19 protein-coding genes and 1 pseudogene are annotated in these 25,641 nt (G+C 76.2%); 9 read left to right on the top strand and 11 right to left on the bottom strand.

The window, feature by feature from the left end; genetic code table 11:
* Window positions 1-130 precede the first annotated feature (130 nt).
* The gene (locus tag IE313_RS00830) at window positions 131-1,066 is read right to left on the bottom strand and encodes a DNA-formamidopyrimidine glycosylase family protein (RefSeq protein WP_189928894.1); all 936 of its coding nucleotides are present in this window, start codon (window positions 1,064-1,066) and stop codon (window positions 131-133) included.
* Between the two features lie 167 nt (window positions 1,067-1,233).
* Here IE313_RS00830 and IE313_RS00825 point away from each other — a divergent pair, with 167 nt between their 5' ends.
* The 7 genes from IE313_RS00825 (at window position 1,234) to IE313_RS00795 (ending at window position 8,271) form a co-directional block, all read left to right on the top strand.
* Window positions 1,234-1,572: a YbaB/EbfC family nucleoid-associated protein gene (locus tag IE313_RS00825; protein ID WP_189928893.1), complete on the top strand. Its 339-nt coding sequence runs from the start codon at window positions 1,234-1,236 to the stop codon at window positions 1,570-1,572.
* Between the two features lie 298 nt (window positions 1,573-1,870).
* Window positions 1,871-2,470: a recombination mediator RecR gene (gene recR / locus IE313_RS00820; RefSeq protein WP_189928892.1), complete on the top strand. Its 600-nt coding sequence runs from the start codon at window positions 1,871-1,873 to the stop codon at window positions 2,468-2,470.
* Entirely contained in the window at window positions 2,463-3,164 is a 702-nt protein-coding gene (locus IE313_RS00815; protein WP_189928891.1) for a DUF5063 domain-containing protein, read from the top strand. The genes recR and IE313_RS00815 overlap by 8 nt, the downstream gene beginning before the upstream one ends.
* 199 nt (window positions 3,165-3,363) lie before the next feature.
* Window positions 3,364-4,656 carry an aspartate kinase gene (locus IE313_RS00810; protein ID WP_189928890.1) on the top strand — a complete coding sequence of 431 codons (1,293 nt, stop codon included), beginning with the start codon at window positions 3,364-3,366 and terminating at the stop codon, window positions 4,654-4,656.
* Window positions 4,656-5,720, top strand: coding sequence for an aspartate-semialdehyde dehydrogenase (locus IE313_RS00805; RefSeq protein ID WP_189928889.1), 1,065 nt, complete (start codon window positions 4,656-4,658; stop codon window positions 5,718-5,720). Before IE313_RS00810 ends, IE313_RS00805 begins: the two co-directional genes overlap by 1 nt.
* A gap of 500 nt (window positions 5,721-6,220) precedes the next feature.
* Complete coding sequence (locus tag IE313_RS00800) at window positions 6,221-6,802, top strand: SigE family RNA polymerase sigma factor (protein ID WP_373316879.1); 582 nt, start codon at window positions 6,221-6,223, stop codon at window positions 6,800-6,802.
* 335 nt (window positions 6,803-7,137) lie between these two features.
* Entirely contained in the window at window positions 7,138-8,271 is a 1,134-nt protein-coding gene (locus IE313_RS00795) for a hypothetical protein (RefSeq protein ID WP_189928888.1), read from the top strand.
* 307 nt (window positions 8,272-8,578) lie between these two features.
* Here the strand turns inward: IE313_RS00795 and IE313_RS00790 are convergent, their stop codons facing one another.
* Window positions 8,579-9,445 (bottom strand): SURF1 family protein, encoded by an 867-nt coding sequence (locus tag IE313_RS00790; protein WP_189928887.1) that lies wholly within the window; start codon window positions 9,443-9,445, stop codon window positions 8,579-8,581.
* Between the two features lie 220 nt (window positions 9,446-9,665).
* Window positions 9,666-10,769: an LCP family protein gene (locus tag IE313_RS00785; RefSeq protein ID WP_189928886.1), complete on the bottom strand. Its 1,104-nt coding sequence runs from the start codon at window positions 10,767-10,769 to the stop codon at window positions 9,666-9,668.
* A gap of 161 nt (window positions 10,770-10,930) precedes the next feature.
* Between IE313_RS00785 and IE313_RS00780 the strand changes: the two genes are divergently transcribed.
* Together IE313_RS00780 and IE313_RS00775 are read left to right on the top strand one after the other, a co-directional pair.
* Window positions 10,931-11,134, top strand: coding sequence for a hypothetical protein (locus IE313_RS00780; protein WP_189928885.1), 204 nt, complete (start codon window positions 10,931-10,933; stop codon window positions 11,132-11,134).
* Window positions 11,135-11,413: 279 nt separating this feature from the next.
* Window positions 11,414-11,917, top strand: coding sequence for a chaplin family protein (locus IE313_RS00775; protein ID WP_229924269.1), 504 nt, complete (start codon window positions 11,414-11,416; stop codon window positions 11,915-11,917).
* A 175-nt stretch (window positions 11,918-12,092) separates the two neighbouring features.
* Here the strand turns inward: IE313_RS00775 and IE313_RS00770 are convergent, their stop codons facing one another.
* From IE313_RS00770 to IE313_RS00730, 8 genes and pseudogenes are all read right to left on the bottom strand, one after another.
* A complete protein-coding gene (locus IE313_RS00770) occupies window positions 12,093-13,412 on the bottom strand; it encodes a GNAT family N-acetyltransferase (RefSeq protein WP_189928883.1) in 1,320 nt (439 codons plus the stop codon).
* The gene (locus IE313_RS00765; protein WP_373316901.1) at window positions 13,412-14,065 is read right to left on the bottom strand and encodes a YveK family protein; all 654 of its coding nucleotides are present in this window, start codon (window positions 14,063-14,065) and stop codon (window positions 13,412-13,414) included. The genes IE313_RS00770 and IE313_RS00765 overlap by 1 nt, the downstream gene beginning before the upstream one ends.
* Window positions 14,066-14,241: 176 nt before the next feature.
* Window positions 14,242-15,657: a glycosyltransferase gene (locus IE313_RS36145; RefSeq protein ID WP_444546245.1), complete on the bottom strand. Its 1,416-nt coding sequence runs from the start codon at window positions 15,655-15,657 to the stop codon at window positions 14,242-14,244.
* 530 nt (window positions 15,658-16,187) lie between these two features.
* A pseudogene (locus IE313_RS00755) lies at window positions 16,188-16,962 on the bottom strand (glycosyltransferase); the annotation flags it as partial.
* Window positions 16,959-20,276, bottom strand: a complete 3,318-nt coding sequence (locus IE313_RS36580) for a lipid II flippase MurJ (protein ID WP_444546244.1) — start codon at window positions 20,274-20,276, stop codon at window positions 16,959-16,961. The pseudogene IE313_RS00755 and the gene IE313_RS36580, both read right to left, overlap by 4 nt.
* Window positions 20,273-21,946 carry an O-antigen ligase family protein gene (locus IE313_RS00740; RefSeq protein ID WP_373316900.1) on the bottom strand — a complete coding sequence of 558 codons (1,674 nt, stop codon included), beginning with the start codon at window positions 21,944-21,946 and terminating at the stop codon, window positions 20,273-20,275. Before IE313_RS00740 ends, IE313_RS36580 begins: the two co-directional genes overlap by 4 nt.
* A 108-nt stretch (window positions 21,947-22,054) precedes the next feature.
* The gene (locus tag IE313_RS00735) at window positions 22,055-23,812 is read right to left on the bottom strand and encodes a sugar transferase (protein WP_229924267.1); all 1,758 of its coding nucleotides are present in this window, start codon (window positions 23,810-23,812) and stop codon (window positions 22,055-22,057) included.
* A complete protein-coding gene (locus IE313_RS00730) occupies window positions 23,809-25,056 on the bottom strand; it encodes a glycosyltransferase family 4 protein (protein WP_189928882.1) in 1,248 nt (415 codons plus the stop codon). The genes IE313_RS00735 and IE313_RS00730 overlap by 4 nt, the downstream gene beginning before the upstream one ends.
* Window positions 25,057-25,641 lie beyond the last annotated feature (585 nt).

Below are 25,641 nucleotides of genomic sequence, written 5' to 3'. Positions count from 1 at the left end.
CACCGTCGGGATCGGGGCGCGGTGCGGGGGCGCCGCACGGGGGCGGGGCGGGCGGGCACCGGGCCGCGGCAGGACGCCTGCGGGTCGAAGTGGGCCGGGCCCGCGCCGAAGAGCGGGTCGCTGTGCCTCCTCACCGTCGCTGGCAGTGCGGGCACCACACCGTGGTGCGGCCCGCCACACGGGTGCGCCGCAGTGCCGTGCCGCAGCGCGGGCAGTGCGCGTCGCGGGCGTCCCGGTGCCCGGTGAGCCAGGAGTCGCGGCCCGGTACGCGCCCCGCCCGGACCGACGCCCGCACGGTCCCCCGCACCTGTGCGTACAACCGTCCCCGCTCCTCCTGCGAGAGCCCGCTCACCGCCTCCGACGGGTGCAGCCGCGCCCGCCACAGGATCTCGTCCGCGAGCAGGTTGCCCAGCCCCGCGATCACCGACTGGTCGGTCAGGGCCGACTTGAGCCCACCGCGCCGCCCGGCCAGCAGCTCGTCGAAGCCCGTCCGGCCCACCTCCGCCGCGTCCGGCCCCTGCTCGGCCAGCATCCGGTCCGCCCCGCCGGCGTCGACCAGCCACAGCCCCTTCAGCTTCCGCTGATCGCGGTAACGCAGCTCCCGTGCCCCGCCGCTCCCGCCCCCGCCGCCGCCCCGGTCCCGGCCCCGGTCCCGGCCCCGATCGCTGCCGCCGTCCCCGTCCCCGTCGCCCTCCGCGCCCCCGCCCTCCACCGTGAACACCACCCGGTCGTGCCGGTGCAGCCCCGCCCCGGCGTCCTCGCAGACCAGTTCCCCGGTCATCCCGAAGTGCACCAGCAGCTCCGGCCCCTCGCGAGCCCCTTCGGAAGCCGACTCAAGCGCCGTCTCAAGAGCCGCCTCGGAGCCGCGCACCGTGGGGGCCAGCAACCACTTCCCGTGCCGCTCGGGTGCCGCGAACGCCCTGCCCGTCAGCTCGGTGCGGAGCCGCCGCGCGCTCACCCCGTGCAGCACCCCGCTGTCGTACACGTCGACCCGGCGTATCACGGCCCCCTGCGCACAGGACGCCAGGACCCCACGGAACGCCTCGACGTCGGGCAGCTCGGGCATGACCTCCACCACCTGCCGTTCTCCGTGCCGTCATCGCCGGTCCACACCCGTGCCGGGTGCCCGGGTCCCGCGCGGGGATGCATGGCGCGGGCGGCTGCCGGAACACGTAGGCTCGTGTCAGGCGGGTCACGCGGACGACCCCGGACAGCCGACGACAGGAGCCGATCGTGATTCCCGGTGGCGGGCAGCCCAACATGCAGGAACTGCTCCAGCAGGCGCAGAAGATGCAGCAGGAACTCGCGCGTGCGCAGGAGGAGCTGGCCGAGACCGAGGTCGAGGGACAGGCGGGGGGCGGCCTGGTGCGGGCGACCGTGACCGGTGCCGGGGACCTCCGCGGCCTGGAGATCGACCCCAGGGCGGTGGACCCGGAGGACACCGAGACCCTGGCCGACCTGGTCGTCGCGGCGGTCCAGGCGGCGAACGAGAACGCGCAGAAGCTCCAGCAGCAGAAACTCGGCCCGCTCACCCAGGGACTGGGCGGCGGCATCCCGGGCATGCCTTTCTGAACCGTCCGTTCCGCTCCGGTCCCGCCCCTCGCCCGGCGCGGCCCGTCCGATCCGACCGGGCCGACCCGCCCGCTCCGTCCGAGCCGTCTTGACCGGGCCCTTATGGGACGGCTGCAACGCTCCGAGGGCCGAAGGGCCACCGACGGGCCGGGCCGGCGCACACGGTCACCGGCCGGGCACCGCGGCACCCGGTGCCGTGACCGCCGCACCACCCTCGCGACCTGCACGGTCTGCGAGACCGCAGGACATGTGAGACACACAACACGTAAGCACGTGCCACCCGCAGGAAGGCAGTCCGTTGTACGAAGGCGTGGTCCAGGACCTCATCGACGAACTGGGCAGGCTGCCCGGCGTCGGTCCCAAGAGCGCGCAGCGGATCGCCTTCCACGTCCTGCAGACCGAGCCGGCCGACGTCCGCCGCCTGGCCCAGGCGCTCCTCGAAGTGAAGGCGAAGGTCAGGTTCTGCTCGGTGTGCGGCAACGTCGCGCAGGAGGAGCAGTGCGGCATCTGCCGCGACCCCCGGCGCGACCCGGCCGTCATCTGCGTGGTCGAGGAGCCCAAGGACGTGGTGGCGATCGAGCGGACCCGTGAGTTCCGCGGCCGGTACCACGTCCTGGGCGGGGCGATCAGCCCCATCGAGGGCGTCGGCCCCGACGACCTCCGCATCAGGGAGCTCCTGGCCCGTCTCGCGGACGGCACCGTCACCGAACTGATCCTTGCCACCGACCCCAATCTGGAGGGCGAGGCCACGGCCACCTACCTCGCCCGCATGATCAAACCCATGGGCCTCAAGGTCACCCGCCTGGCCAGCGGCCTCCCGGTGGGAGGGGACCTGGAGTACGCGGACGAGGTCACGCTGGGCCGCGCCTTCGAGGGGAGACGACTCCTAGATGTCTGACACCACGCTGCAAGCGACCACCCACGACGCCCGGGGAGCGGCGGGCACCGCCGCGGGCGACCCGGACGACTTCGCCGTGCAGATCTCCGACCAGGTGGAGAGCTTCATCGTCACGGTCACCGAGGTCGCCAAGGGCGACGAACCCGACTCGGCGGTCCCGTTCCTGCTGCTGGAGGTCTCCCAGTTGCTGCTGGCCGGCGGCCGGCTCGGCGCGCACGAGGACATCGTCCCCGACGAGCGCTACGAACCCGACCTCGGACCCGAGCGGGACGCCGAGGACGGGGCCGAGCTGCGCGAGCGCCTCGCGGTGCTGCTCGACCCGGTCGACGTCTACTCCGAGGTCTTCGACCCGTACGAGCCGCGCAAGGCGCCCGTGGCCTGCCGGATCTCCGACGACCTCGCCGACGTCGTCACCGACCTGCGGCACGGCATGGCGCACTACCGTGCGGGCCGCACCGTCGAGGCCCTGTGGTGGTGGCAGTTCTCGTACTTCTCCAACTGGGGCTCCACCGCCTCCGCCGCCCTGCGCGCCCTGCAGTCCCTGGTGGCGCACGTCCGGCTGAACCAGCCGCTGGAGGAGCTGGACGGCCTGGACACCGACGAGGACCTCGGCGAGGAGTCCCTCGCCGAGGAGGCGGGCAAGGTGATGGCCGACGAGATCGCCGGTCCGCTCGGGCTGCGCAAGGGCCGGTAGGCACCGGCCGCCCCTGCCGGAGCACACCCCGGCGGGGGCGTCCGTTGTGACCCGAGCCACTTTCCGAGTGGTCTTCCCGGATGCGGGGCAGATGCGCTCTGGGCAGCCGGTCGACGGGTCGGATTCCGGGGCCCCGGTAAAATGACGGAGCCGCACTTGTGCAGAGTGCGCGATGGCACTGATGGAGCGAGGAGCGCACGTGAGCCTTGTCGTGCAGAAGTACGGAGGCTCCTCCGTAGCCGATGCCGAGGGCATCAAGCGCGTCGCCAAGAGGATCGTGGAAGCCAAGAAGAACGGCAACCAGGTGGTTGTCGTGGTTTCCGCGATGGGCGACACGACGGACGAGCTGATCGATCTCGCCGCGCAGGTATCCCCGATGCCGGCCGGCCGTGAGTTCGACATGCTGCTGACCGCCGGAGAGCGGATCTCCATGGCGCTGCTGGCCATGGCGATCAAGAACCTGGGCCATGCGGCCCAGTCGTTCACCGGCAGCCAGGCGGGCGTCATCACCGACTCCGTGCACACCAAAGCCCGGATCATCGACGTCACCCCGGGCCGGATCCGCACGTCGATCAACGAGGGCAACATCGCCATCGTGGCGGGCTTCCAGGGCGTGTCCCAGGACAAGAAGGACATCACCACCCTGGGCCGCGGCGGCTCCGACACCACCGCCGTGGCGCTCGCCGCCGCACTCGAGGCCGACGTCTGCGAGATCTACACGGATGTCGACGGTGTGTTCACCGCCGATCCGCGCGTCGTGAAGAAGGCGCGGAAGATCGACCGCATCTCGTTCGAGGACATGCTGGAGCTGGCCAGCTCCGGCTCCAAGGTGCTGCTCCACCGCTGTGTGGAGTACGCACGCAGGTACGACATCCCGATCCACGTCCGGTCCTCGTTCTCGGGGCTCCCGGGCACCTGGGTGACCAATGAGCGCCCGGACGGGACACGAGGACAGCAGGGAGAGCAGCAGGTGGAGCAGGCCATCATCTCCGGTGTCGCCCACGACACCTCGGAGGCCAAGGTCACGGTTGTCGGCGTACCGGACAAGCCCGGCGAGGCCGCCTCGATCTTCCGCGCCATCGCCGACGCCCAGATCAACATCGACATGATCGTGCAGAACGTGTCGGCGGCGTCCACCGGCCTCACCGACATCTCCTTCACGCTCCCGAAGACCGACGGCCGCAAGGTCGTCGACGCCCTGGAGAAGATCAAGTCGACGGTCGGCTTCGACTCGCTGCGCTACGACGACCAGATCGCGAAGATCTCCCTGGTCGGAGCCGGTATGAAGACCAACCCCGGGGTCACGGCCGCGTTCTTCGAGGCGCTCAGCGACGCCGGCGTCAACATCGAGCTGATCTCGACCTCCGAGATCCGCATCTCGGTCGTCACCCGCGCCGACGACGTCAACGAGGCCGTGCGCGCCGTGCACAGCGCCTTCGGGCTCGACTCCGACTCGGACGAGGCCGTGGTGTACGGGGGCACCGGCCGCTGATGGAGCGGTCCGCGCGCCCGACGCTTGCGGTCGTGGGGGCGACCGGGGCCGTCGGCACGGTCATGCTCCAGATCCTGTCCCAGCACGCGGACATCTGGGGTGAGATCCGCCTTGTCGCCTCGCCGCGCTCGGCCGGCCGCAAGCTGACCGTGCGCGGCGAGGAGGTCGAGGTCGTGGCGCTCGACGAGGCGGCCTTCGAGGGCGTGGACGTCGCCATGTTCGACGTCCCCGACGAGGTCGCCGCCGAGTGGGCGCCGCGCGCCGCCGCGCACGGGGCGGTCGTGGTCGACAACTCGGCGGCCTTCCGGATGGACCCCCAGGTGCCGCTGGTCGTGCCCGAGGTCAATCCGCACGCCGCCCGGATCCGTCCGCGCGGCATCGTCGCGGGCCCGAACTGCACCACCCTGTCCATGATCGTCGCGGTGGGCGCGCTGCACGCCGAGTTCGGGCTCCGCGAACTGGTCGTCTCCTCCTACCAGGCGGTGAGCGGCGCGGGCCGCGCCGGTGTGGAGACCCTGCGCCGGCAGCTCTCGCTGGTCGCGGGCACCGAGCTGGGCACCAGCCCCGGCGACGTGCGGCGCGCCGTCGGCGACCGCACGGGCCCCTTCCCCGAGCCCGTCGCGCTGAACGTCGTCCCGTGGGCCGGGTCGCTGCGGGACGAGGGCTGGTCCTCGGAGGAGATGAAGGTACGGGACGAGTCCCGCAAGATCCTCGGGCTGCCGCGGCTGAAGGTCACCGCCACCTGCGTCCGGGTCCCCGTCGTCACCACCCACTCGCTGACCGTGCACGCCCGCTTCGAGGGCGAGGTCACCGTCGACCGCACCAGGGAGATCCTGGCCACCGCGCCCGGTGTGGTGCTCTTCGACGACCCGGAGGCAGGCGAGTTCCCGACCCCCGCCGACGCCGTCGGCACCGACCCCACCTGGGTCGGCCGGGTCCGCCGCGCCCTCGACGATCCCACCGCGCTCGACCTCTTCGTCTGCGGTGACAACCTGCGCAAGGGCGCCGCCCTGAACACCGCCCAGATCGCCGAGCTGGTGGCCGCGGAGCTGACCGGGGCCTGAGCCGGGCGGGCCACCGGGCCCGGTCCCGGGCCGGCAGGGGCCGGAGTCCGGGCCCGGCGCACGGTCACCGCCCCCCGTCACCGCCGCGAGTACTCCACCCGGTCCTGACGTGTCCGGATGCGTCCGGACACGTCCGAACGCATCCGGACCCGGCGGCCGAATATGCTCTCTTATTCTCTCTTCGATCCGTGGAACCGCGCGGGAGCCGGACGGCGTCTTCGCGATAACCCCGGAGGTGTCGCACCGCCGGGACCGCGCGGGCACAGGGGAGGGCTGATGCGGAGGGGAGCAGGTGGTGCACCGCCGACAGCGGTGCCCGCGAGAGCGGTGTCCGGCCGGAACGAGAAGCACGGTGTGTACGGCGCATACGACTCTGCCGGCGTGTACAACCCTGACGGGGGGAAGAGTGTCCAACTTGCGTGGCAGAGGTCGTCAAATACCCAGCATTCACGGTGTCGCCGGTCGGCGGCGCCGTTCTCAGGCCGCCGAGACGGCCGCGCATGCCCGGCGGCATGCCGGTGATCGCCCCGATGCCCGCAGCGCGCACCGTGCCGACCCAGCGCGAGGGCGCTGACGACACGATGGCCGCGGGCACCACAGTCGATCACCTCACCGAGACCTATCGCGCGCACTACCGGTCGCTCCTCGGCCTCGCGGCGCTGCTCCTCGACGACACCGCGTCCTGCGAGGACGTCGTCCAGGAGGCGTTCATCCGGGTGCACTCGGCCCGCCGGCGGGTCCGCGACCCGGAGAAGACCCTGGCCTATCTGCGCCAGACCGTCGTCAACCTGTCCCGCTCCGCGCTGCGCCGCCGCATCCTGGGCCTGAAGCTGCTCACCAAGCCGATGCCCGACATGGCCAGCGCCGAGGAGGGCGCCTACGACCAGTTGGAGCGTGACGCCCTGATCAAGGCCATGCGGGGCCTCCAGCGGCGGCAGCGCGAGGTGCTGGTGCTGCGCTACTTCGCCGACATGACGGAGGCCCAGGTGGCCGAGACGCTCGGCATATCGCTCGGCTCCGTGAAGGCGTACGGCTCACGCGGCATCGCCGCCCTGCGCACGGCCATGGGGGCACCGGCATGAACACCGCCGGAGGAGGGCACCACAGGTACGGGCGGGCCGGCGGGCCGGGACCGCGCGGCGCCCGCCCCGGATCCGGCCACCCCCGCACCCCCCGCATCCCCGGTCGGTACGATCCGCACGACCGCCTCGGTCCGCCCGCCCAGGTCGACCGGCACACAGACAGACACCACGCTGGGAACCCAACAGTGAACGACGCCCCCTCCGACAGCTTCCCGCACGGGAACGCTCGCGGTGACGGGACCGCTCGCGGGACTGCGGGCCCCGGCATCCAGGGCCCGCACGCGAACGTGCCCGACACGGCGGCCCCCGGCCACCGGACGGACCCCGAGGGCCCCATGGAGCGCACCGGTCCGCCCGCCACCGGCCCGCGGGGCCACGACGCCCCCGGCGGGCCCGGCGGCCCGGGACGCGGCTCCGGCACGGGCGGCGGCTCGGGCGACGGCGGCCCCGGCGACCCGGGGACGTGGCCGTCCGGCCCCGACGAGTCCGGCGAGAACGACGGCCTCGGCGCCGACGAGCAGGCGCTGCGCCGGTTGCTGCGGGAGGCGGTCAAGGAGGTCGGGCCCGGCGAGCAGAGCCTCGAACGGCTGCGCCGCGCCGTGCCCGCCCGGCGGGCCCGCAAGCGGCAGGCCCTGGTGGGCGCCGCCGCGGCGGTCGTCCTGCTCGGCACCGCGGTGCCCGCGCTCATCCACGTCTCGAACTCCCGCGGCGCGGGCCACGACCGCACCGCCGTCGCGGGCCACGACCAGGACGTGCCCGGCGGCACGGGCCACGGCAAGGAGGCCGACGGCGGCCGGCAGGGCGCCGGGCAGCCGTCCGGATCCGGCCACTCCAAACACGACGGCGCCGCCCACGGCTCCCACGGCCACGGCACGGGCGACGCCGGCTCGGCCGGCAGCCCCGACCCGGAGAACACCCTGGCCGCCCGCTCACCGGGCTGTGTGGCGAGCGCGCTCGGCAACGCCCAGGCGAGCGTCGGCCCGCCGGACGCAGAAGGCAAGGTCTACGGCAGCTTCCGCGTCTCCAACGTCTCCGGCAGTGACTGCACGGTCGACGGCGCGGGCACCGTCGCCACCCTGGCCCAGGGCGCGGCGGACCCGGCGAGGATCACCGTCGTCGACCACACCGCGGGCGACCCGGCGACCGGACTGCCCGCGCCCGCCGACCAGCCCGCCCAGTTGATCCTGGCGCCGGGCCAGTCGTACCAGGTGGAGTTCGCCTGGGTGCCGTCCGCGGCCTGTCCCAGCGGAGGCGACGCGTCGCCCGACCCCACCTCCTCGGACACCCCCACGGCCGCCGGCGGCGACACCGGTGCGAGTCCGCAGCTCTACCGGGAGGACGGCGATCCCGCGGACGGCAGCGTCGCCGTCTCGCACACCGCGGAACCCGGCGCGCCCACCGCCGGCACCACCATCCCGAACGCCTGTGCGGGCACGCTCTACCGGACGGGCCTGCTGCCCGCGTCCTGAGGGCTGTCCCGTAATCCCCGGCGGGCTCCCGACGCCGGCCACGGCCACCCGCCGCGTTGTCGGGATCGCCCACATACGACCCGGTACGAGGACGACCCTCCGCCTTGCGATCGACCGCATCCGACGCCGCTCGCCGATCCACTGGGGATCACGGGACAGCCCTTGGACGCACCCGGGCGCCGCCCTGGCGTGTGAGCCCGCCGACCGGGGCGTCGGGCCGCGGCCCCGGCCCGTGAGGGCCTGCGCGGTGCTCGCGCGGACGAGGCCGGGCGCCGCCCGGGGCCCGCGCACCCCACCCGTACGGGTGTCAGGGGGAGCGGGGCGCGGTGGTCGCCTCGGTACGTCCTTCCTCGGTGCCCGCACCGCCGTTCCTGATGCCCGCGTCGCCGTCCTCCGTGCCCGCGTCGCCGTCCTCGGCGGTGACCAGGCCCAGCCGGGCGTCCCTGGCCAGTTCCGCCTCGCGGCGCGCCAGCCGGAACCACATGAAGACCACGAAGCCGGCGAAGACGAACCACTCGCCGGTGTAGCCGAGGTTCTGGAACGCCTTCAGATCGAGGCCGCTGCCCTGCGGTGCGACGGCCGGCACCGCCTTCAGACCGGGCGCCGCGCTGTCGAGCGTGATCCAGGCGTCGTAGACCCGGTAGGGGACGAGGTTCACCAGCGAGGCCGCGCTGATCATGCCGACCTGGCCGGACGGCAGGCCACCGGTGTCGGTGACGCCGTCCGTGTCCGGAGTCTCCGAGGACTGCAGCGAGCCGGTCACGGTGACCCGGCCGGTGGGCGGTGCCGGTACGGCGCCGGGCCGCGGTGGGCCGGGCAGCCAGCCGCGCACCACCGGCAGGGCCCTGCCGCTCGCGGTGCGCAGCAGGGTGAGGACGTAACTGCCGTCCTTGCCGTCCAGTTGCCGGTGCGGCACCAGCAGTTGGGTGGCGTAGCGCCCGGTGGCCGTGGCCCGTTCGCCGGAGGTCGCCTGGCTGACCGGGAGCAGCGAGTCGAGCGGCCGGGGCGCGGCGCGGCGGTGGGCGCCGGACGCGCGGTCGGCGGCGTGCTGGTCCCGCACGTGCCCCTCGAACCGGCTGAGCTGCCAGGTGCCCATGAAGACGCAGAGCGGGATCGCGAGCAGCGCGAAGACGTTGATCCCCCACCAGCGGGGCGTCAGCAGGAACCGGTACACACCACCACGGTACGGGGCGCCGGGGCCGGGGCGGCCGAGGGGTGCGGTGCGAAGCGGCGCGCCGGACGCGCCGGCGGCGGACACGGCGCCGGTGCGGCTCTGTCCTGTGCGCCGGACGGTGCGGCTCCGTCCTGTGCGCCTGACGGCCGGGGTGCGTGCGCTCGCAGGCCGGGGCGATCGCCGCCGCCGTCCGGCTCGGCGGTCCGGTAGGGGCCGTGCCTCAGCGGCACGCCAGCGTGCTGCCGCGCACGGGGCGCGGGTCGCCGCCGGGAAGCGGCGGATCGGCCCAGCGGGCGCCGGGGTCGGCCGCGGTCAGCGGCCGGTCCGCGCGGAGCCGGGCGAAGAGCGCGGCGGCGCGCCGGCGGTCCCAGACGACCGCGGTCCCGCCGCCCGGGACCCGCACCCGGCCGGTGCCCACCGCAACCGTCGCGAACTCCGTTGCGCCCGGGCGCAACTGCCGCAGCGCGCCGGCGAGCGCGACGAGCTGCGGCACGGTGAGCTGTTCGCCGGCCCGGCCGGGGCCGAGCAGGGCGCGGCCGAGCCGGGCCACCCGGACGGGGTCGTCGAGCGCACGCGTGGTGCGCAGCCGCTCCAGCACGGCCACCAGGAACCGCTGCTGCCGCTGGATCCGGCCGAAGTCGGCGGCGGCGTCGGTGTGCCGGGCGCGCACGTACTGGAGGGCCTGTCCGCCGCCGAGCAGGTGCCGACCCGGGGCGAGGGCGAGTCCGCTGGCGGTGTCCCGCAGCGGTCGCTGGGTGCAGACCTCCACGCCGTGCAGGGCGTCGACGGTGTCGATGAAACGGCGGAAGTCCACCTGCACGTAGCGGTCGATCCGGACGTCCGTCATCTCCTCCACCGTCCGGACCACCAGCGGCGCGCCGCCCGCGCCGTAGGCGGCGTTGATCTTCGCCGAACGCGCCGGTCTGCGCTGCCCGGTGCCCGGATCGCGAAATGCGGGGATGCGCGCGTACGAGTCGCGTGGCAGCCCCACGACGCTGACGCGCCCGTGCCCGTCGGAGACGTGCACGAGCATCAGCACATCGGTGCAGTCGCACCCGGCGCCGCCCAGCCGGAACCGGCTCCTCTCCCGCGCCGTGACCGTCCCGCGGCCGTCCGTGCCCATCAGCAGGATGTTGGTGCCGGGTCCGCCATTCGGACGTTCCCGCATACCGGTGAGGCTGTCCGCGCGTTGGACCCGCTGAGGCAGCGCGAGCGATGCGCCGGCGATCCCGGCGGCCAGCGCGAAAAGCACGGCGGCGGTGAGCACGGCACTCCACCGCCGGTTCTCCTGGTTGGTGGGCGGTGATTTCTTCTGCTTTTCCACAACGGGCTCCGTCCCACGCATTTCCAGCGCAATAAGCGTATGACCGGCATGTCGAAGGTGCGGACGCCTGCCGGGCGCGGCGCGCCCGGACAACTCTTTTGTGCCAATCCCGCGTGCGGGTCGCTCCCGGGTCGTCGGGACACCGGAGGAGATGAGGGACCATGACCCAGGGCCAGGGCGGCTGGAAACGCCACGGAATGATTCCGGCGAGCCGGCGACCTCATGAGGACCGCGCAGCCGAGCCGGTCTACACCGCCCTGCTCGAGGCATGGCGCCGTCAGGGCAGGACGCTGCCGGGGGGACCGGACCCGGAATGGAACGCGATTGTGTCGCGGGATTTCTGGCCGCGTGGTGGCAGTTTCTGAACATCGACCGGGTGAGCACCCGAAACCATTCCGATGCGGCGCAGTTGAACAGATGCCAGTGCCTACGTGCGTCCGTTATCCAGAAAAGCACAAAAGGAAACCGGAAACGCCTCAGAGCGCTCCTGCCGTTCCCGCGGCCGGCCGCGTTCACGTATCACGTGGCACTTACAACAGCCGGCCAGGCTGTGTCAGTGCCGGACCTGGACGGTCAACCGGACAGGCCGGCTCCCCATTGCGAGCAGGAAGACAACTAGAGTGCGACAGGTCCTCAGTAAGGGAATGCTCACGGCCGCGGCCGTGACGGGCATCCTGTCCGTTCCGGGCGGCTACGCGTTCGCCGACGCGGACGCGATCGTGACGGACTCGGCCGGCACGCTGTTGGGCGGCATCCCGCAGTCGCCCGTCGACGGGCCCGTGAACGTCTGCGGCAGCATCGGCGGCCTCGACCCGATCCAGGAGCTCACCGCCGGTTGCGTCACCGTCGGCGACGAGCAGGACGCGCAGGCCGACAGCCCGGACCCGGACTGCTCGGAGCCGGACGGCCCGGAGCCCGACGCGCCGCAGCCCGAGGCTCCGGAGCCGCGCGCCCCGCAGCCCGACCCGCCCGCGCCGCAGCACCACGAGCCCGTGGTCCACGAGGCCCACACGCTGCCCGTGGCGGCCCCGCAACTGGCCGAGACCGGCGGCGACCCGACCACGCTGGTGGCCGGCGGCCTCGGTGCGGTGCTGCTGGCCGGCGGCGGAATCCTGTACCGCAGGGGCAGGGCGGCGGCTCGCCGGTAGCCCCCGGCGCAGGCTCGCCGGCGGCCCCGGCCAGGCGCTGCCGGCGGCCTTCCGGCCACGGCGCCTGCGCCGCGGTGCGGACGGCCCCGCGGGGCCGCTCACACCGCGGCGCAGGCGTGCGGCCGCCGGGCCGGGACGGCGGTGCCGTGCGGCGTGCGCCGCCGGACCCCGGTCCTCACCCGGCCGTGCCGATGCCTTCCCGGCGACTGCGCAGCAGGGCCTTGGCGCGCGAGCGGGCCGCCGAGTCCCAGGCCGTCGCGGTCAGCAGCGCCGCGGAGCGCCCGCGGGCCAGCAGGAGGCGCCGGTTGACGACCCGTTCCGGCCGCCAGTGGTGCTTGTACGGCTCGTCGCCGCGCAGCAGGCTCAGCACGCCGGGCCCGCCCGCCGGGTCCCGGGAGCCCCGCTGGTCCCGCAGTTCTGCCAGGTGCAGGGTGCCCGAGTGCATCAGCATCGTCGCCACGTCCACCTTCCGCTCCCGCAGCCTCGGGTCGGCGCCGAACAGATAGCCGCCGGCCAGCCGGGGCGCCAGCAGCGTCAGGTCGACCGCCACCACCGCGCCGTCGAGCCGGAACTCCGTGACCGCCGCCGCACCGCGCGCCGCCATCGCCCGCACCGCGTGCTCCAGGTGCCCGGCGAACCGCGGCCGCAGGTGTTCACCCGTCACCTTCCTGCCCCGGCACTGCCACTGCACCCGGTGCAGTGCGAGCAGGGCGCGCAGCATGGCGGGCACCTCCTCGGGCGCCACCACCCGGCGTTCGACGCCCAGCGCGGCCAGTTTGCGCAGGTTCGAGCGGACGCGCTGGCCCCGGGACGACGGCAGGCGTGCCACCAGTTCGTCCATCGGGACGGCGGGCAGCTCCAGGCAGAGCGAGTCGGGCAGTGTCCTGCGCGGTCCCCGCCAGCACGCGTACACCCGCTCCAGCGCGGCCCCCGGCCGCACCTCGCGGAAGTCGACCAGGGCGCTGCCCGCGGCCCCGGCCAGCGCCTCGGCCAGGGCCGGCGCAGCCTGCTGCGCGTACGCGTCGTCCAGCAGGACGTCGGAGAAGTCGGAGATCGCGCCGCCCAGCGGCACCAGTGCCGGGAACGGCCGGTGCACGCGCATCATCGCGGCGGCGCCGACGAGCCGCCCGGCCCCTTGGGCCCCTTCGGCCCCCGCGTTCGGGGCCGCCGCGCGCAGCAGCACCACCCGCAGGCCGCGACCCGCCCCGCGCGCCCCGTACGCACGCCACCACGAGTGCAGCCAGGCGTGCGTCTGGAACGGTGTGGCGGCCGTGCAGCGGCCGTGCAGCAGGTCCCACTCCGCTTCGAGGGCGCCGAACTCGTCAGCGGAGGTGCACACCTGCGCGGACAGCCCCCGGCCGGCCGGCTTCGAGCCGTCCCGTGCGCCGGGCCCTGCCGCCCCGGCCGGGCGGTCCCGCCCGGCCGGGGCGGCAGGGCGGGCCGCGGCGGCAGTGCTGTCCGTCCGGGGCTGCCGTGCCTTCGTCGTGGTCCTCATCAGCGGACTCCCTGGAGGTCGGCGGCGGAGGCGGGAGCGGGCACCGCGGGCGGTGCGGCGGGGTCCGGACGGCGCCGGGGGCGGGCGAGCAGCGCCAGGCCGCCCAGCAGACCGCCCGCGCAACCGCCCACCAGGGCCGAGAGGGGAGCGGACGCCGAGGCGGGCGCGGCGGGGTCGATGGCGCGGGAGAACGGGACGAGCCGTACGTCCGTGTCGCGCCGGGTCCGCTCGGCGTAGGCGATCAGGGTCCTGGAGACCGCGTTGGCCATGTCGGCGGTCCTGTCCAGGCGCGAGGAGGTGGCGGTGATGGCGATCATCGGCGCGTCCGGCGAGGTCTCCGCGCGTACGCCGCTGCGGAGCGTGGCCACCGGGACCCGGGCCCACACCGGCGCGTCGGCGAGCACCGCCACCTGGGTCGCGACCCGGCCGTACGCCTGCGCGAAGCCCAGCGCGCGTGCCGTGTCCGCCTTGTTCCCCGGCACCGCGATCACATAACTGGTGGCCGTGTACTGGGGGGCCCTCACCAGGCCGTACACGCCGCCGACGAGCAGGCCGAGCGCGGCACAGGCGGGCAGCGGCCACCACTGCGGCCATCGGCGTGCGCGCGCGTGCCGCGCACGGCCGACCACCAGGCGCCGGGCCCTGGCCGGCAGGCGCCGGGCCCTGACCAGCCGGGTCGGGGTGCGGACCGGCTCGTCGGCCGGCTGGGACGGGGCGGCGGGTGCGGGCGGGTCGGCCGGCTCGGGAGACTCGGCCGGCGCGGTCCGTTCCGGCGGGGACGGCCGCTTCGCCGGCTCCGCGGGGATACGCCGCCTGACGCGGGTTCGGGTCATGAGGAGCTCACTCCCAACGAGGTGGAGTCCGCCCCGGAGCCGGCCCGGTCCGGCCCCGGCGCCCCGGCACCGGTCGTGGCCCCGGCGGACGCCTGGCCCCCGGATCCGGACGCGGAGGTGGGCGCGGGGTCGGTGTCGGGGCCCGGGTCGGGGCTGGGGATGGTGGCGGTGTCGGTGTCGGTGAGGGGGGCGGGGGCCGTTGCCGCCGGGTCGGTGGCGGGACCGGCGGTGGTGCTGCCGGGGCGGGAACGGGCGCCCGGGTCCGGTACGGCGCCGTGGCCGCCCTCGACGGTGGTGCCGTTGGCGGTGGCGCCGTCGACAGTTGGTGCGGGTGCGGGTGCGGGTGCGGGTGCGGGTGGGGGTGCGGGTGCGGGTGGGGTGTCGGGGCCGGGGTCGGGTTTCGGTGCGGCGGCGTCCGCCTCCGGGGCGGTGGCGGTGGTGCGGTCCGGGCCGGGGAGGTTCGCGGTGCGGCTGGTGTCCGGTGCGCTGGGCGGCTCGGGGGTCCCGGGGGTCTCGGGAGTCCCGGGGGCCTCGGGAGTCTCGGGTGGGGGTGGGGGCGCCGTGCGGCCCGGGCGGCGCGGCCACCACCGCGGCACACTCCACCGCGGCGCGGGCCCTCCCCGTCCGAGCGCTCGTCCGTCTCCGTGTCCGGGTGCCGCCTGCCCCGGCGCCGGTGCGCAGGCGCCGGGGGTCGGCTCGGCGGGGGCGCCGGGCGCGGCGGGGGCCGCGGGGGCATCCGAGCCGGTGGTGGCGGTGGTGGCGGTGGTGGCGTGGTCGGTGCCGGATGCGTTCGCCGCGCCGGCCCGGTCGGTGGCGGCCGGATCGTGGGCGGACGGGTGGGTGGACGGGTGGGGGGCGGCCGGGGCGGTGGGGGCAGCCGGGTCACCGGCGTTCGCCGCAGCGGTGGGGGCCGGGTCCGCCGTGGAGCCGGAGGCCGGGGCAGGGGCGGCGGTCCGCCCGGGCATGCCGGTGGCCGGGCCGGGACCGGTCGCGGCTGCGGCGGTGGGCGGCTCCTGGCTCGCGTCCGTGGTGGTCCCTGGCTCCTCGACGGGGGCCTCGGGGGCGGGCGCCGTGTGCGGGCGCACGCGGGCGCGCGGGTGGGCGCGGGACGTGGGACCGGCCAGGGCCGCGGCGTAGACGCGCATCAACTGCTGGGCGCTGCGGGCGATGTCGTAGTGCTGCACGGCGTCGGGCACCGGGAACCGGCCGGTTCCGGAGATGCTCAGGTGGTGCAGCGCCCGTGCGTATGCCTGCGGGGTGCTGGGCACGCGGCGCGCGCCGGGCGCCGCAGCGGGAGGCAGGTCGTCGAGCGCCGGGCAGGCCGTGTACAGCACCGGGAGGCCGGCGGCGAGGCCCTCCACCACGGCGAGCCCGAAGGTCTCCTCCTGGCACGGCGAGGCCAGTACGTCCATGGCCGCCAGCAGCGCGGGCAGCGTACGCGCCGTGGCGAGGTCGTCCGCGCAGGACGGTCCGCCGCGCCCGCCGAGCGCCGCGCCCGCCTCGCGCCCGCGTTCCCCTGGCCGCCCACGCCCGGGAAGCGGCACGGCACCGGCGAAGGGCTCGTGCACGGCGAAGGGCTCGTGTGCGGCGAAGGGGCCGTGTGTGGCGAGGGGATCGGCGCCCGCGAGCGGATCGGCGCCCGCGATCCGGTCGGTACCCGCGAGCGGGTCGGACCCGGCACCGGACCGGTACCCGCCGAAGGGCCCGGGGCCCGCTCCGAACCCCGCCTCCGCGACCGGGTCCGGCCCCGCGGGCCTCCCGCGCCCACCGGGCCGCCCGCCGTCCGCGGGACGTCTGCCCCCCGCGGCACGTCCGCCGTCCGTCGGGCGCCCGCCACCCGGTCGGCGTCCGCCGTCCGCGAGGCGGCCGTCCCGGGCGGTCGGGCCCGGGCCGCCGAGCTGCTCGGCGGGCCTGAGGAAGTCCGGCGGGCCGAGCGGTTCGGGCGGCGGGTAGGGGCGCTCGCCGGCGAAGATGACGCGCTCGCCGATGCCCAGCCGCCGGGCGGTGCGGCGCAGCGCCCGCTCCTCGGGCCCGCCGCCCACCAGCAGCAGCACGCACTCGTCGGGCAGCGCCGTCAGCGCGTGCAGCAGGATGTCGAAGCGTTTCCCGGGCGCCAGCCGGCCCACGGCGCCGATGACGTAGACGTCGTCGGGCAGCCCGAGCAGCCGCCGTGCCCGGTACCGCACGTCGGGGTCGAAGCGGAAGCGCCCCGCGTCGATGCCGTTCGGCACCACGTGGACGCGCTCGCCGGGCACGCCCCAGCGGCGCAGCCGTTCCGCGACCGTCGGGGAGACGGCGACCGTGGCGCGTGAGAGCCGTTCGGTGCCGAGGTAGAGCGCGCGCACGCCGCCGGTCAGCCGGCGGCCCTCCATCAGGGTGTCGCCGAGCGAGTGCTCGGTGGCGACCACCGCGCGCACTCCGGCGAGCCGGGCGGCCACCCTGCCGTAGAGGCAGGCCCGGTACAGGTGGGTGTGCACCAGGTCGTAGCGGCCCGCCCTGATCAGCCTGGTCAGGCGGGGCAGCGCGGTCACGTCGCGGTTCCCGGACATCTTCACGTGGGTGACGCGCACACCGTCCGCCGCCAGCCCCTCGGCGACCGGGCCCGGGGCGGTGAGGGTGACGACGTCGCAGGTGGCGGGCAACTGCTGGAGCATCAGCCGCAACTGCTGCTCCGCGCCGCCCACCCCCAGCCCGGTGATGACCTGGAGCACCTTCACGGCGCCTCCCCGGGGTGCGCGGACGGTACGGGGGCTGCCGGCACGGGCTCACCGGACTGCCCGGGGCCGCCGGGGGCGCTGCCGGCGCCGGGAGGTGCCGGGGCCGGGGACGCGGCACCGCCCCGGGCAGCGCGACTTTCCGGCGCCGCGGGTGGCGCGGGCGCGGGCAGGGGGCGCCGCAGGGGGGCCAGGAGTCGTTTCGCGGTCAGTCTGGCGCCCGTGTCGTGCTGCCCGACGTACACCCGCGGCAGGGCGAAGACGCCGGCCAGCGGCCCCGGGGCGATGGCGCAGGCGTATGCGTAGCCCGCGCGCCGCACGGCGTCCGCCGTGTCGCGGTCGACGGCCCCGTACGGATAGCAGAACCCGCGCACCGCACGCCCCGTCAGCTCGCCGAGCAGCGCCCGGCTGTGCACCAGTTCGGCGTGCCGCAGTGCCTCGTCGGCGCGGGTGAGGTCGGTGTGGGTGAGGCCGTGCGAGGCGATCTCCATGCCCGCGTCGGCCGCCCGCCGGATGCCGTCCGCGTCGAGCAGCGGTTTGCGCGGGCCGTGCGCCTCCCAGGTGTTCGCGCCGCCGAGCCGGCCCGCCAGCACGAAGACGGTGGCGGTGCAGGCGTGCTTGCGCAGCAGTGGGAGCGCGTGCTCGGTGAAGTCGCGGTAGCCGTCGTCGAAGGTGAGCCCCACCAGGTTGCGGTCCCGGCCCGCGGACCGGGCCGCGAGCAGTTCGGCCACGCTCACGCCGCGCAACCCCTGCCGCCGCAGCAGTCGTAGCTGTGCGTCGAGACGGCCGGGCGTGACGGTGATCCGGTGGGGGTCCTCGGTGCGGTCGGCCACGGAGTGGTACATCGCCACCCAGGGCGGCGCACCGGACGGCCACCAGATCGCACGGGCCGGCCGCCTTCGGCCTGCGGACGGTTTCCTGGGCGGTGGGGTGACGGCGCGTGTGTCAGCGGACATGGAGGTGCTTTCCGGTGAGGGAGGTGAGGGGGGTGCGGGGGTTGAGGGGGGTGTGGCAGGTGAGGGCGGGGAGGGAGCTGAAGCGGGCGGGGACGACGGGGAGGACGAGGAGGAGGACGGGGGTGAGGGGCGTGAGGGGATCACGGGTGGGGCGGGGATCGGGCGGGTGCGGCGGGTGCGGCCGGTGGCCGCCGGAGCGGCGGGGACGCCGGTGCGGCCGCGGGGAGCCCGGGTGCGCCGAGCGGGGGCGCCGGCGTGACGGGGGTGCCCGCGACGGCTTCGGGCGGGGAAGCCCCGGGCGGGGGAGCCCGCGCCCCGGCGCGAGAGGCGGGCCGTACGGGGGGCGGGGGAGCGGGCGCCCAGGCGCGCGTGGCGGAGCGCGGTACGCAGGATGGGCGTGACGTCGCCCGGATGGAGCGCGGCGAGCACCAGACCGTAGACGGCGGCGGTGGCCGCGCATGCGGCCGCGACGGTGGCGGGCGCCCCGTGCGCCCAGCCCGCGCAGCAGAGCCCCGCACCGGCCGCGAGCACCGCCGCGGCCAGTTGCCCGGTCAGCCCGGTCAGGACGCGGCGGGTCCTGACCGGCACGGCACGTGCGGCGGGCGCGGTCGGCCGGCTCGTGCCGTACCGACCGCCGTGCCTCGGGCGCCCGGGCCTGCGCTCGTGCCCGGCTCCGGCTCCTGGCCCGCGCCCTGGCCCGCGCCCGCCGATCAGCAGGAGCAGTGCCGTGAGGGTGATGCCGGCGGCGTTGGCGGCGGCGATGCCCCGGGCGCCCCAGGGGCCCGCGCCCCAGGCTCCGAGCACCGCGGTCGCGACGGCGCCCGTGGCCATCGCGGCCAGCGGGTACCAGGTGCGGCGGCCCGCGGAGAAGTGGCAGCGGACGAGGGCGCCGACGAGGGTGTGGCCGAGCAGCCCGAGCGCGTACACCCGCAGCACGCCCGCGGTGGCCGCGGTGTCCCGCGCGGTGAAGGCGCCCTGCTGGAAGAGGAGTTCCAGCAGCGCGGGCGCGCAGGCGACGAGGGCGGCGGCGCCCAGCAGCACCACGCAGCCCGCCAGCAGCAGGTCCCGTTCCATGCGGTCCCTGGCCCGCGCCGTGTCGCCCTCTGCCAGCGCCCGCGCCACCACCGGGAAGGTGACCGTGCAGAGCATGAGCGAGAGCGCCATCGGCACCTGCGCCACCTTCTGCGCGTAGTTGAGGTGGGAGATCGCGCCCGGCGGCAGGGACGAGGCCAGGTAGCGCTCGACGAGCACCTGCGACTGCCGGCACAGCGCGAACATCAACACGCACGCCACCAGCCCGCCCTCGACCCCGGCCCGCCCGGCCCGCCCGACCTGTTCGGCCTCCCCGGCTCGCCCGCTCCGCCCGCTCTGCCCTGCCCCTTTGGGCTGCTCGGCGTGCCCGTCGTGTACGGCCCGCTGGACGCGTACGGCCTGCCCGGCCCGCTCGCTCTGCCCGGCCTCCGAGGCTTTCGTGGCCTCCGCTGCCCCCGCGGCGCCTGCTCCTGATCCGGCGTGGACGTGTGCCGCCGGGGGGCCGTACGCCGCGGACGGGACGGTGCGGGGGCCGCGCGAGCCGCCCGGCCCTGCGGTTGCCACCGTCCGCGCACGTGCCGGGCTCGCCGGGTCCCGGTACGTCGGTGTACGGGCGGCCTCCGTGCCCTCGGGGGGCCGCCCGCCCCGCAGGTGCCGCCACAGTGCCGGTGCCTGGACGGCGACCATCAGGCAGCCGCCGCAGGCCACGCCGAGTGCGGCGGCGCGTACGCCGAGGCGGCCGCCGAAGGCGAACACGGCGGCGACGATGGCGAGGTTGTGGACCACGTAGATCGCTGCGGGCACGGCGAAGCTGCGGTGTGCGCGCAGGGCCGCGCTGCAGTACCCGGCGAGGCCGAACGACACCGCGCAGGTCGCCGTGAACCGTGTGCAGTCCACGGCGAGGCCCGGCTCCGGCAGGCCCGGCGCCAGCAGCCGCACGAGCAGCGGCGCCCCTGCGCACAGCAGCGCGCCCGCCACGCCGAGGCCCAGCAGGACCCTGGGCAGCGAGGCGGCCACCAGCGCCCGTACCGGGTCGGGTCCGCGGGCGCCGGTGCGGCGGCGGGCCAGTGCCAGGCTGAACGCGGGCACCAGGACGAAGGCCATGCCGTCCTCGATGAGGAGCGTCGCCGCGACCTCGGGCACCGTCCAGGCGACCAGGAAGGCGTCCGTGTCCCGGCCGGCACCGAAGAGGTGCGCCAGCGCACGGTCGCGGCCGAGCCCCAGCAGTGCCCCGGCCGCCGTCAGTCCCGCGGTGACCAGCGCGGCCCGGAAGAGGAACCGCCGCGAAGGGCCCCCGCCGCCGTCCGCCGCCGCCCCGCCCACCGTCACCGCCCCGCCGGGCTGCCGCCCACGGCACCGTCGACGGCCGCGGCCCGCTTCCCGGCGCCCCGGACGGGTCGTGCGCCGTCGCCCGCACCGGCGCCGCCCCTCGTCGGCGCGGCGTCCCGAGTCGTCTCGCCACCACCCTTCGTCGCACCGCCCTTCGTCGCACCGCCACCGTCACGGCCCATCGGCCGGGCACCGGGGGTCTCGGTCGCCGCCGTGCCGTCCGCGGTCGCCGTCCCGAGCGCCCACCAGGCCGCGACGCCGAGGACGACCGCGGTCAGCGCGGTGGACGGGCCGCCGATGTCGGCGTAGACGAAGTCCACGAGCTGCCAGACGAGCAGCCCGCACGCGAGGAGCGCACAGTCCAGGCCGCGGCCGGACCGGGCCGGGGCCGGATCCTCGGCAGGCACGGGCGCCGGGGTATGCCCGGCCGCCGGGGGATGCACCGGTACCGAGGGGCGCCCCGGCGTCGGGGAATGCCCCGGCACCGCGGCGCGCCGGGCCCGGGCCGCCCGGCGGATCCCGCACACCAGCAGCGCCGCCCAGCCGCCCGCGAGCGGCACGAGGCCGAGCAGGCCCTGTTCGCTCAGTACGAGGAGGTACATGTTGTGCGGCGAGAGCAGCGGCTGGCGCCGGAAGGCCGCGCCCGCGCCCTCCGTGTCGCTGCCGGAGGACAGTGCGAGCGAGGCGCGGCTGTCGCGGTTCGCGGGGAAGCCCTTCAGGCCCACGCCGGTGACGGGCCTCTCGCGCCACATGCCGAGCGCGGCCGACCACATGGTGTACCGGTCCACGACCGACTGGTCGGGTGCGTCGGTGACGTGCGTGATGCTGCTCAGCCGCTGCTCCAGCATGGAGCCGCCCACACCGATCCCGGCGACCAGCACCACCAGCGCGGCGGCCAGCGCGGCACCCGCCGCGACCGCCCTGCGCAGACCCGTGAGCGCGAGCTGTGCCCCGCACGCCACGGCGGTCGCGATCCACGCCCCCCGGCTGAACGACACCGCGAGCGGCACCACGAGCACTACCGCGCACCCCAGCGCCACCGCGCGCCGCCACCGGTCGGCCCGGACAGGGCCGTGCGCCGCCGTGCGGAGCGCCGCCGTGCCGTGCGCCGTGCCCGCGTCACCGGGTGCGAGCGCGAGACCCACCGCGCACACCAGGCCGTAGGCCACCACGGTCGCCATCCCCATGATGTCCCCGGCTCCGAAGGTGCCCACGGCGCGGATGCCGGAGCCCATGTAGGAGGCTCCGGTGCCGGTGGCGTACTGCGCCACGCCGAGGCCGCCCTCCCACAGCGCGAGGCTGACCAGCGCCCACGCCAGCAGGCGAAGCTGTGCGCGGTCGCGGACCAGGAGCAGCACCGCCGTGGGCACCAGCACGAAGACCTGGAGGTAGCGGGCGAAGCCCGCGAGGCCGGTGGCGGGGTCGGCCGCACCGAGCGCCGCCACCGCGAAGCCGGCCACGGGCAGACCGAGGACGACGGCCGCGGTCCTGGTCAGCGGCCGGCGCGCCAGGCGTACGGCACGCACCGCGGCGTACAGCACGACGAGGGCCGACACCGCGTCGGCCACCGTGCCGCCCGCGCCGCCGGGCGCGCCGGCGCCGAGGCCGGGCAGCGCGGGCCCGTGCCCGTCCGCCCCGGGCAGCCCGAGCGTGGCGATGAGCACCACCACGGGCAGGACAGGCGCCCGGCGCCGCAACGCCGCCCCGAGCCCGGCCCGGGGCGCCGCCGGCGCCTGTCCCGGCACGGCGGTGGCTGCCGATGGGTGGGGCACGGCGCCTCAGCTCCCGGTGGGACGGACGAGGGCGGCGGCGGTGCGCAGCAGGATGCAGACGTCCTGCCAGAGCGACCAGGTGTCGATGTAGGCGTTGTCGAAGCGGCACCGGTCCTCGATGGAGGTGTCGCCGCGCAGGCCGTGGATCTGGGCCAGTCCGGTGATCCCCGTCTGCATGCGGTGCCTGGCCGCGTAACCGGGGTGCAGCCGGCTGAACTTGGCGACGAAGTGCGGGCGCTCGGGCCGCGGTCCGACCAGGCTCATGTCGCCGCGGAAGACGTTCCACAACTGGAGCAGCTCGTCGAGGGAGGTACGGCGCAGGAACCGGCAGAAGGCGCTCATGCCCTGCTCGTCGGCGATGCTCCAGCGGGTGGTCGCCTCCTGCGGGTCGGCGGGGCGGTGGGTGCGGAGCTTCAACAGGGTGAACGGGTGGCCGTCCTTGCCGACACGTTCCTGCCGGAAGACCACACCGGGCCCGTCGATCAGCCGCAGTGCGGCCGCGCAGCCCAGCAGCACCGGGCCGGCCAGCACCAGCAGCAGCCCCGACACCGTCACGTCCAGGGCCCGTTTGCCGCGCGACGGGCGGGTGTGCCGCAGGGGCGACAGCGGGGTGCACGGGAAGCCCGCGAGGTATGCGCTGCCGCCCGGAGGGGAGCGCCGGGGGCCGCCGGGGCCGTGCGGCACGAGGGCCGCGGGGTGGGGCTTCGCACCGGCGTCGGGCGCGGGGTGCGGCACGGCGACCGCGGCGGGCTCCGGGTCCAGCCGCCACACCAGGCAGTGGTACTCCGTCAGCAGTCCCATGAGCGGTCCGTACGCTCCGTCGGCGCCGACGAACAGCCCGGCACGCACGGTGTTCTGGATGAGCGCGCGCCGGACGTCCGGCAGGGTGGTCAGCACCGGCAGATCCGTTTCGCCTGATACTCCTGACGCGGCCGCCGCCCTGGACCCGCCGCGGTCGGTGCCACCTGCCGCCGGGACCAGTTCCGCGGCGCCCGGCTCCGGGTGGCCGGGGCCCGGTTCCGTACCGGCCACGCCCACCGGGCGCAGGCCGCAGGCCGGGTGCCGCAGGAGGGCCGCGGCGACCCGCAGGGCGGTGGCCGCGGGACCGATCACGAGGGTCGGGTGCGGGTGCCGGGCGGCCTCGCGGCGGCGGTGCCGGTGCACCGCGCCGCGGCCCGCGCAACTCACCGCGATGTGCACGGCGCAGCCGGTGGCGAGGGCGGGCAGCGACAGCGCCCGGGCCGGGGAGAGCCCGGCGAGCAGCGCGGCGAGCAGCACCCAGCCGGCCGCGCTCCGGCCGCCGAGCGCGGGGAGTTCGTCGAGGACGAGCGGGGCGCGGGGCGGCGGCGGGCCGCCCCGTGTGCCGTACAGACCGGCGCGTGCGTACAGCGCCGTCACGGTCAGCAGCAGCGCCAGCGTGGGCCACAGGACCGCGAGTGCCGGCCAGGCGAGCGGGGCCGCGGGCCAGAGGGGGAACGCGGCCGGCCAGGACTGCGCCCCGGCCGGTGCCCCGAGCACCGCGGCCCGCCAGCCGAGCCCGCCGGTACGGGCCGTGGACGCCGCCGCGGCGACGCCGAGCAGGGCCGCCGCGGTGTCCACGGCGAGCAGGGGGAGCGGCGAGGCGTGCCGCACGGCACGGCGCGGCCCGAGGGGCGGGCGGGGGCCGCGCCAGGTGCCGCGGGGTCTGACGACCGCGATCGGGGAGGGGCTCCCGCCCGTCCGTGGCTGTCCGGCGGGGGGTGGGACGGTGCTTTCCGCAGTCACGTGGCCAGCGACTCCCTGCGTTCGTCGCACGCGGCCTGCGCCGCGTGCCTGGTGGGCCCGGTGTGCGCGATACCGGGCAGGGCCCGGTACACGGCCGCGACCGCGGCGGCGGAGCGCCGCACGTCGTGGGTGGCGAGGACGTGCCGGTGCCCCGCTCGGCCGAGCTCGGCGCGCAGCGGCGCGTCGCGCAGCAGGGCGACGGCGGCACCGGCCAGCGCCGCGGGGTCCGCGGGCGGGACCAGGCAGTGCGCCTCCTGCCCGGCGGGCAGGGCCTCACGGGCGCCCGCCACGTCGGTGACCAGGACCGGCGCGCCACAGGCCAGTGCCTCCAGCGGGGCCAGGGCCATGCCCTCCCAGCGGGACGGCAGCACCACGAGGTCGGCGGCCCGGTACCAGGCGGCGGGGTCGCGGGTCGGCCCGGCGAACGTCACCGACGGCGGCGCGGCGCGGCGCAGGGCGGCCGCCTCGGGTCCGTCGCCGACCAGGACGAGGTGGGCGCCCGGCACCTGACGGGCGATCAGCGGCCAGGACTGGAGGAGCACGTCCTGGCCCTTCTGCCGGCACAGCCGCGCCATGCACACCACCAGCGGCCCCGTGGGCGGTACCCCGGGATGCAGGGGCAGGGCGGCACGCCGGTCGCCCGCCGGTCCCGCGGCGGGCCGGAAGCGCGCGGTGTCCACACCGTTTTGGACCACCGACCAGTCGGCCTCGATCCCCTCGGCCTGCCCGGTGCGCATCTCCGCCGCGCTGACGCAGACGATCCGTGCCGCCCACCGCGCCCCGTACCGCTCCCAGCGCCGGGCCAACCGCGCGGCCCTGCCCTGGGCGGCCTCGAACGACCAGGCGTGCGGCTGGAAGACGGTCGGCACCCGGCCGCGCAGGGCGAGCCGGGCGGCGAGCCCGGCCTTGGAGCTGTGCGCGTGCACCACGTCGGGGCGCACCTGGGCCACCAGTCGTGCGAGCCGTCCCACCTCACCGGCCAGGGCGGGGCCCGGGGTCCTGGACGCCGCCCAGTACCGCACCGCACCGCCGGCGTCGCGCACCGCACCCGCCAGCGGGCCGTCCGCCGGGCAGGCCACGGTGGCGGCGAGGTCCTCGGCGGGGGAGGCCGCCACCAGGTCCGTGACCACACGCGCCACCCCGCCGTCGACGGGCTGGGTGACGTGCAGGACGTTCAGGACGCGACGGGGCCGGTGAAGGGGTGCGCTACGGGCGGGCGACGGCTGTGGGCTACCGGAGGACATCGTCGGCGACGGCGCGGGCGCCTGCCGCGCACGGCAGGACGGGCCCCTGGGGAGCGCCGGGCGAAACACCGGAGGGAGCACCGGGGGAAATCCCGGCGGCGAAACCGGCGGCGAAACCGGCGGGGCCGCCGGCGGGGTCACCGGGGGAAAGAGAGAAAGGGCGGACGAGGGCGTGTCCCGGGCCGCGTCCGGGGTGGCAACCGAAAGAGGACGGTGCACACGAACGGCCGAGGGGACGACGAGCTCGGATGGGACCAGGAGAATGACGCATGGCCGACTCTGCCCTTTCGGGATGCGAAGGTTCTGAAACCCGCGGGGAGTAAAAATCACACGATCCGCTGCACTCGCCGGTGCCTAAAGGACGGCTTCAGGGAAGGGCAACTGTAGCCGATTTGTGAACGTATCCGATAATTTCCGAAAGCCTGTGTGTCGTATCGGCTTGCATTACTTCTTGATGATGTGGTCTTCGCCCGCGGGCCCCGGCACGTGAAAAGGCCGCGTGCATGGTGCGCCGCCGCTTAACGGAAGAGCCGCCCGCGCCGTGCGGAGGCGCGCCGCCGGTGCGGCGTGGGACGACCCGAACGG

It is taken from the genome of Streptomyces sulfonofaciens (assembly GCF_014656295.1).
Lineage (GTDB): Bacteria > Actinomycetota > Actinomycetes > Streptomycetales > Streptomycetaceae > Streptomyces > Streptomyces sulfonofaciens.
The sequence above is the reverse complement of the archived record's forward strand: the minus strand, read 5'-3'. Positions and strand labels throughout refer to the sequence as shown.

Bases quoted from the DNA above. Each gene is read 5' to 3' on its own strand.
- IE313_RS00795 (WP_189928888.1), top strand. From the start codon at position 7,138: ATGGAGCGCACCGGTCCGCCCGCCACCGGCCCGCGGGGCCACGACGCC.
- IE313_RS00775 (WP_229924269.1), top strand. From the start codon at position 11,414: ATGCTCACGGCCGCGGCCGTGACGGGCATCCTGTCCGTTCCGGGCGGC.
- IE313_RS00730 (WP_189928882.1), bottom strand. From the start codon at position 25,056: ATGTCCTCCGGTAGCCCACAGCCGTCGCCCGCCCGTAGCGCACCCCTT.
- IE313_RS00780 (WP_189928885.1), top strand. From the start codon at position 10,931: ATGACCCAGGGCCAGGGCGGCTGGAAACGCCACGGAATGATTCCGGCG.
- IE313_RS00770 (WP_189928883.1), bottom strand. From the start codon at position 13,412: ATGAGGACCACGACGAAGGCACGGCAGCCCCGGACGGACAGCACTGCC.
- IE313_RS00815 (WP_189928891.1), top strand. From the start codon at position 2,463: ATGTCTGACACCACGCTGCAAGCGACCACCCACGACGCCCGGGGAGCG.
- IE313_RS00805 (WP_189928889.1), top strand. From the start codon at position 4,656: ATGGAGCGGTCCGCGCGCCCGACGCTTGCGGTCGTGGGGGCGACCGGG.
- IE313_RS36145 (WP_444546245.1), bottom strand. From the start codon at position 15,657: ATGGACGTACTGGCCTCGCCGTGCCAGGAGGAGACCTTCGGGCTCGCC.
- IE313_RS00830 (WP_189928894.1), bottom strand. From the start codon at position 1,066: ATGCCCGAGCTGCCCGACGTCGAGGCGTTCCGTGGGGTCCTGGCGTCC.
- IE313_RS00800 (WP_373316879.1), top strand. From the start codon at position 6,221: ATGCCCGGCGGCATGCCGGTGATCGCCCCGATGCCCGCAGCGCGCACC.